General features: G+C 73.2%; 1 protein-coding gene. It reads left to right on the forward strand.

The window, feature by feature from the left end:
- Positions 1 to 1225: DNA internalization-related competence protein ComEC/Rec2 (locus D588_RS0120160; protein ID WP_017917286.1), on the forward strand; the 1225-nt coding region annotated here is incomplete at both ends.

Genomic DNA, 1225 nt, shown 5'->3' on the forward strand with positions numbered 1-1225 from the left:
GCATTGGCGCTGGCGGCGATTGCCATGCTGCTCTGCGACCCGCTGGCGGTGCTCTCGGCCGGCTTCTGGCTGAGCTTCCTCGGCGTCGCCTGGCTGGCTTGGTGCATGCCCGATGCCGGTCGTGGCTGGCGCGAGACGCTGCGCAGCTTCCTGACCGCGCAGGGCGTGGCCACGGTCGGCCTGCTGCCGGTGAGCACGATGCTGTTCGGGCAGGCCTCCGTGGTCGGGCCGCTGGCCAACCTGCTGGCGATCCCGTGGTGGAGCCTGGTGGTGGTCCCGCTGGCCTTGCTCGGCACCGCGCTGGAGGCGTTGCATGCCGGCGCCGGGGCCTGGCTGTGGCGCCTGGCCGCGGCCTGCTTCGACCTGACCTGGCCGTTGTTCGTCGCCCTGGGCGAGAGCCGCTTCGCCCTGCGCTGGTTGCCGGAGGCGCGCGACTGGGCGCTGCCGCTGGCCTTGCTGGGCGCGTTCTGGCTGCTGCTGCCGCGCGCGGTGCCGGGCAAGCCGCTGGCGGCGCTGCTGTGGTTGCCCTTGCTGTGGCCGCCGCTGGAGCGACCGCGACCGGGCGAGGTCGATCTGGTGATGTTCGACGTGGGGCAGGGGCTGTCGTTGCTGGTCCGCACCGCCCACCATCAACTGCTGTACGACACCGGGCCGGCGGTGGAGGACGGCTACGACGCCGGCGAGCGGGTGGTGGTGCCGGCGCTGCATGCGCTCGGCGTGGCGCGGCTGGATCGCGCGGTGATCAGTCATGGCGACAACGATCACGCCGGTGGCCTGACCGCAGTGCGCGCGGCGCTGCCGATCGGCCTGATTCATGCCCCGGCCGGCGCGCCGGTGCCGCTGGACCGCCCCTGCGTGACCGGCGATGCCTGGGAATGGGATGGCGTGCGGTTCCGGTTCCTGCACCCGGCGTCGCACTTTCCCTATCTGCGCAACGAATCCAGCTGCGTGCTGCGCGTGGAAACCGTGCATGGCGCGCTGTTGCTGGCCGGCGATATCGGCGACGTGGTCGAGCGTACGCTGCTGCGCGAGGCGCCGCAGGCGCTGCGCGCCGACGTCGTGGTGGCGCCGCACCATGGCAGCGCGCATTCCTCGCAGCCGGCCTTCGTCGCCGCCACCGGTGCGCGGCTGGTGCTGGTGTCGGCGGCCTACGGCAACCGCTTCGGTCATCCGCATCCGGGCGTGGTGGCGCGCTGGCAGGCCGCCGGTGCCGAGGTCGCCGGCA

The sequence above is a fragment of the Xanthomonas sp. SHU 308 genome, assembly GCF_000364645.1.
Classification (GTDB): Bacteria; Pseudomonadota; Gammaproteobacteria; order Xanthomonadales; family Xanthomonadaceae; genus Xanthomonas_A; species Xanthomonas_A sontii.